Source organism: Alcanivorax sp. HI0083 (assembly GCF_001635175.1).
This window is the reverse complement of the sequence record NZ_LWFX01000910.1, coordinates 1-5,320: the sequence shown is the minus strand read 5'-3', so window position 1 is coordinate 5,320 and position 5,320 is coordinate 1. Positions and strand designations below refer to the sequence as shown.

The 5,320-nt window shown below is 58.8% G+C and carries 5 protein-coding genes; 2 read left to right on the top strand and 3 right to left on the bottom strand.

What is annotated here, in order from left to right:
• Positions 1–252: 252 nt before the first annotated feature.
• Positions 253–1,644 carry a KamA family radical SAM protein gene (locus A3754_RS09280; protein WP_197468594.1) on the bottom strand — a complete coding sequence of 464 codons (1,392 nt, stop codon included), beginning with the start codon at positions 1,642–1,644 and terminating at the stop codon, positions 253–255.
• Positions 1,645–2,012: 368 nt separating this feature from the next.
• Between A3754_RS09280 and A3754_RS09275 the strand changes: the two genes are divergently transcribed.
• Together A3754_RS09275 and A3754_RS09270 are read left to right on the top strand one after the other, a co-directional pair.
• The gene (locus A3754_RS09275) at positions 2,013–3,464 is read left to right on the top strand and encodes a phospholipase D-like domain-containing protein (protein ID WP_063519434.1); all 1,452 of its coding nucleotides are present in this window, start codon (positions 2,013–2,015) and stop codon (positions 3,462–3,464) included.
• A 242-nt stretch (positions 3,465–3,706) separates the two neighbouring features.
• Positions 3,707–4,468 carry an START domain-containing protein gene (locus A3754_RS09270; protein WP_231880569.1) on the top strand — a complete coding sequence of 254 codons (762 nt, stop codon included), beginning with the start codon at positions 3,707–3,709 and terminating at the stop codon, positions 4,466–4,468.
• On the opposite strand, the gene A3754_RS26090 is transcribed toward A3754_RS09270, so the two are convergent.
• Together A3754_RS26090 and A3754_RS09265 are read right to left on the bottom strand one after the other, a co-directional pair.
• Positions 4,425–4,601 carry a PLDc N-terminal domain-containing protein gene (locus A3754_RS26090; protein WP_007149801.1) on the bottom strand — a complete coding sequence of 59 codons (177 nt, stop codon included), beginning with the start codon at positions 4,599–4,601 and terminating at the stop codon, positions 4,425–4,427. The genes A3754_RS09270 and A3754_RS26090 overlap by 44 nt on opposite strands.
• Before the next feature lie 82 nt (positions 4,602–4,683).
• A partial coding sequence (locus A3754_RS09265) for an MFS transporter (RefSeq protein WP_156496932.1) occupies positions 4,684–5,320 on the bottom strand: 637 nt, incomplete at its 5' end.

The following is a 5,320-nucleotide window of genomic DNA, read 5'->3' as shown; positions in this document are numbered from 1 at the left end:
ATGCACTGGCGAGAATTTTCTTCATCGGACTCTCCTTGAGTTGGGTGAATTCATTATTGCTGTCATTCAGCGGTAAGGAAAAGCAGTTGAAAGTTGATAGTGGAAAGTTGACAGCGACGCGATAAGAGGTCGGTTTAGACCTAAACGCAAGAGGCCGCGCCCAAACTTTGGATGCGGCCTCTTTACTTTCAGATCAATTCCACGCTTTTCCGCGTAGCTGTCAACTGTCAATTATCCACTATCAACTGATCCTTACTCGCTCTCCATCTCCGCCAGCTCGTCTTCAAAGAAAAACTTGTCTTCGCCGAAGGCCGGTTCCAGATGGTTGAGCCAGGTGGCTTCCTCGTTGTACTTGGCGAAGAAGGGACGCTGAACCCAGTCGTGGTTACGGCCCTGGATGAAACGCAGGGCGAAGACTTTCTCGCCGTTGATTTCGGTCACGCCCTGGATTTCCACCTTGCCCGGGTGGCTGGACATGCTCGGGCCTCGCGCGGTGCGGGCGATGCCGGAGACCTGTTTCATGGCGTCGCGATAGATTTCCCAGGCCTTGGCCAGGGGCACTTCAAAGTAATGGCGGGCGCCGGTGTCACGCTCCACAAACATGTAGTAGGGGATGATGCCCAGCTCGACCTGGGTCTGCCACAGGCGCGCCCAGTCGTCGGCGTTGTCGTTGATGTGTGCCAGCAGCGGGCCCTGGGCGCGGATCACGGCCCCGGTGGCGCGTACCCGGCGTACGGCTTCCCGGGCGATGTCCGTTTCCAGTTCCTGCCAGTGGTTGTAGTGCGCCATCAGTGCCAGGTGTTTGCCGCTGGCGATCACTTCCTCGAACAGGTCCAGCAGGTCCTGGGCGTCGGCATCGGACACCACGCGTTGTGGCCAGAAGGTGAGTGCCTTGGAGCCGATGCGGATGGTGCGGATCTGTTCCAGTTCCAGCAGCGGTTCGATATGGGCGCGCAGGTTCTTGGTCTTCATGACCAGCGGGTCGCCACCGGTGATCAGCACATCGGAAATTTCCGGGTGGGCCTGAATGTATTTCTTCAGCTGGCCGGCTTCCTTGGTGGCGATTTTCAGATCGTTGTCACCGATGAACTGGGCCCAGCGGAAGCAGAAAGTGCAGTAGCTGTGACACACTTGACCCTGGCTGGGGAAAAACAGCACGGTCTCATTGTACTTGTGCTGAACGCCATCGATCTTCTCGCCGTCCACTTCCGGCATGTTGTGTTCCATCTGCCCGGCGGGGTGCGGGTTCAGGGCGTCACGGACTTCGGCGATGGCGGCTTTTATTTCCGCCTTGTCGCCGCCGCGCATGGCGTCGGCCACCTTGTCGAAGTGCTCCGGGGCCAGCATGCCTTTCTGGGGAAAGGTGAGCTGGTAGATGGGATCATTGGGTACGTTGTCCCAGTTGATCAACTCATTGATGACGTACTCATTGACCCGAAACGGCAGCACATTGGCGACCACGTCCATGGCAAAGCGGGTCTCGTCGTCCAGGCGTTTGAGCGGCTCGATCTTGTCGAGCTGGCGGGCCGTGTAGACCTTGAACCGGCGGGGTTCGTCGTAGCCGTGTTCAAAAGATTGAGCCAGCTTGTCGGTGCTCTCGCGAGTGTCCTGGTGCAGCGGAATAACCGTATTGGTTTCGGGCATGGTATCGCTCCTCATCATGCGCCGGCATGACGATAACGCCGTCAACACCGGTACACTGGTTGCCTAAACCAGCGGAATTAGTCGTTACTACTGATGGCCAGCGGCGGCTGGCGCTGAGTTGGACCTGTTTGGCCCGTTTAACGTGCGTCGGCGAGGCGACGCAGAGGACTTGGAACGGATCGCCCCCCAGCCTGATCGGGGAGGAGAGTGGTCATTTTCTGCACGCTGTTTAATAGGCGCCAGCCGACCAGTGTTCCAAAAGAGAGCGTATTCTAGGGAAGCGGCGCGCAAAGCGCAAAGCCCGGCGGACGCGGGGCCCGCCGGTTATGCTATCGTTGGGCGGATACCCGTTTCAGGGACGGAGCTGAATGCCTTTGGATGTCACTTACTGGACCGCTGAAATCGACGCATTATTGACGATGCTGGACCCTTATTGGCCCTATGTGGCGGCGGCTATCAGTATCGGTTTGGCGGTGACGGTGACAGTGCATGTCGCTCAGAATAAACGCGATGCCCGTGCCGCAGCGGCCTGGACCGGGCTGGTCTGGCTGGTGCCGGTGTTGGGCGCGCTGCTCTATTACATGCTGGGGGTCAATCGCATTCGCCGGCGGGCACGCCAGCTTACCGGTGGCCTGATTGACAGCAATGATGGCTGGCGCATCGCGGCCGAGCCGGAACCGGACCTGAAACACCTGAAAATTCTCAGCCGCCTGGTGGGGCGGTTGACCCACTTGCCACTCACCGATGGCAACCGTATTACCCTGCTGGATGCCCCCGGCGCTTACCAGGCCATGGTGGATGCCATCCACAATGCGACAGAAAGCATTTATTTGGCCTCCTATATTTTCGGCAACGATGCCGCCGGCAAACCGCTGGCCGACGCGCTCGCCTCGGCAGTGGCCCGTGGGGTCAAGGTGCGGGTGTTGGTGGACGGCGTCGGCGCTCTGTATTCCCTGCCATCGGTGGTCTGGCGCCTGCGCCGTGGCAAGGTGCCGGTGGAACGTTTTCTGTATTCCCTGGCCCCTTGGCGCATGCCGTATCTGAATCTGCGCAATCACCGCAAATTCATGGTGGTTGACCGCCGTTATGGCTTTACCGGTGGCATGAACATCCGGGCCGGTTATATACAGCAGCCGCCGAAAATTACCGATTTACATGCCCGTATTGAAGGGCCGGTGGTAGGGCAGTTATTGCGCAGCTTTGCCGCAGACTGGTATTTCACCAGTGGCGAGTTGCTGGACACCAGTTACCGTGGTCCGGCCTGGCTGGGCAATGTGCAGTCGCGGGGCATCAGCGCCGGGCCGGACGCGGATTTCGACAAGCGCCGCATGACGCTGCTGGCGGCTATTGGCAGCGCCGAATCCCGTATTCGCATCGTCACCCCGTATTTTGTACCCGACCTGACCTTGCTGGCGACATTGCAACTGGCGTTGCTGAAAGGGGTGCGGGTACAAATTGTGATTCCTCGCAAAAACAACCTGCGGCTGGTTCATTGGGCCAGTCTGCATGCCTTGCACTGGCTGGTATCGGAGGGGGCTGAGTTGTACCTGTCGCCACCGCCTTTTGACCACAGCAAGGTGATGACGGTGGATCAGCACTGGGTCATGTTGGGGTCCGGGAACTGGGATGCCCGCAGTCTGAGATTGAACTTCGAGTTTGATCTGGAATGTTATGGGGAGGAGCTGGCGGAGCAGATTGATGACGCGCTGGATGAGCGGATCGCGCTGTCACAGCGGCTGGATCAGGCCGGCTTTCGACAAATGGCGCCTTGGCGGCGGGTGCGCAATGCACTGGCTCATATGATGGAGCCCTATTTATAGGCTCGCTGCTTGGCGGCCATGGCAAAATGCCATTATTTGTGTGGTCTTGATCACGAACTGCCTGTTTGCCGGGATACAATCGTTACTCTCTTGGTTATAAAGTAGCCGCTTAAACAGGCTGTTTAATATCTTGGCGCAGCGAGATAGTTCCAGTACAGCGAAGAGTGCCTGTAGAAAAACAATAAAGACAGAGCGGTAAAGATAGCGCAATACCGGGAAGGTCGTGCGCCATATTGGTCAGGATGATGATGATAAAAAAACTGACAATCCTGCTGGTGTTATCACTGGTCGCGGTGCCGGTGCTGGCCGAAGAGGGGGAGTGGGTGCTGGTCACCGATCGGGACGCCGTCCAGGTGTTTCGCCAGGACGATGATACCTCACGCCTGAAAACTTTCCGGGGCGTGGCCGATTTGCGGGTGAATGACTTCAATGCCATCGGTGCTTTGCTGGATGATTACGACGCCGTTGCTTCGTTTATGCACATGGTGTCGGAAATTCGCGACCTGAAGCGCAATTCCCCCTATCAACGCGACGTCTACGTAACTACCCGCTTGCCGTGGCCGGTGAAAGACCGTGATGCTCCCCTGCGGGTGACCTTCTACCAGGAGCCGGACACGCTGGACCTGGTAATGCCCTTCGCCTTGCATTCAGGTGCTTATCCGGAGCAGGCCGGCTACGTGCGTATGCCGCAGATGGAGGGCTATTACCGCTTTTCGCCGGGCGAACCGGGGAGGGTGAAAGTTACCATTGAGGTGGTGCTGGATCCGGGTGGAGCCTTGCCGGCCTGGTTGGCCAATATCATTCTTCGGGATATTCCCTATTTCTCACTGCGCCGTTTGCAGCGCGTGATCAATCAGCCCCGCTTTCAGGGCATTGCCCACGGCTACTACCAGACGCCGGGCGCCTGGCAGCAATCCGCTGAGGTTCGCGAGCTGGCGGATGCCTCCGGTGAAGCCAAGGCTAGCGCTTCAGGGGTGAACCCGGGCCCATCAGAGCCCAGATAATCAGGCCGATCAGCGGCACAATCAGCACCAGCAGCACCCACAGCACCTTGGCGCCGGTTTCTGCGGATGATTGGATAATCATTACGATGGCGTAGATCGCCACGGCCAGTTGCAACAGTCCCAGTAATTTCATCGAAATTCCCTTTTTATCCGACGTGAGACCTTAATCTAGAGGACTTGGGCGAAGCGGTAAATCACCAGGGTGTAAAACCCGGTCAACTTTCCGGGTGACGGCTGTGCTGGCGGCGTGCCTCGGCCAGCATCAAGCCGCTATAAAGCAGGGCCGCCACAGCCAGGCCGGCCCCCAGTATGACAACGCCGGACCAGCCGTGTTCATCGTAGGCGGCGGCAGAGGCCAGTGAGCCGAAGGCGCCGCCCAGGAAATACAGGAACATGTACCCGGAGTTGAGCCGGTTGCGGGCGCTTTCATCCAGCGAAAACACCATGTTCATATTGGTGATGTGAACCGCTTGCAGGGCCAGGTCCAGCAGCACAATGCCGGCGAGCAAGGCGATGAGTGAGGTGCCTCCCAGCCCCAGCAATCCCCAGGACAGCAGCAGGATGACAATACCGGCGATCGTCAGCCGGTGGCCGTGACCCCGGTCGGCCAGTACGCCGGCGTGGCGAGCAGACAGGGCGCCCGCCGCCCCCGCCAGGCCGAACAGGCCGATGGTGGCATCATTGAAGGACCAGGGTTCAGCGGACAGCAGGAATGCCAGCGACGTCCACAGCACGCTGAACATGGCAAAGCCCAGAAAGCCGAGCACGGAACGTTGGCGGTACACCTTGTGCCGCGCAAACAGCCCGATGATGGAGGTAATCAGCTGGCCATAATGGAGCGAAGCGGGTTGA

Coding starts and splice junctions, on each gene's coding strand:
- A3754_RS09280 (WP_197468594.1), bottom strand. CDS start 1,644: ATGCCCGAAACCAATACGGTTATTCCGCTGCACCAGGACACTCGCGAG.
- A3754_RS09275 (WP_063519434.1), top strand. CDS start 2,013: ATGCCTTTGGATGTCACTTACTGGACCGCTGAAATCGACGCATTATTG.
- A3754_RS09270 (WP_231880569.1), top strand. CDS start 3,707: ATGATGATGATAAAAAAACTGACAATCCTGCTGGTGTTATCACTGGTC.
- A3754_RS26090 (WP_007149801.1), bottom strand. CDS start 4,601: ATGAAATTACTGGGACTGTTGCAACTGGCCGTGGCGATCTACGCCATC.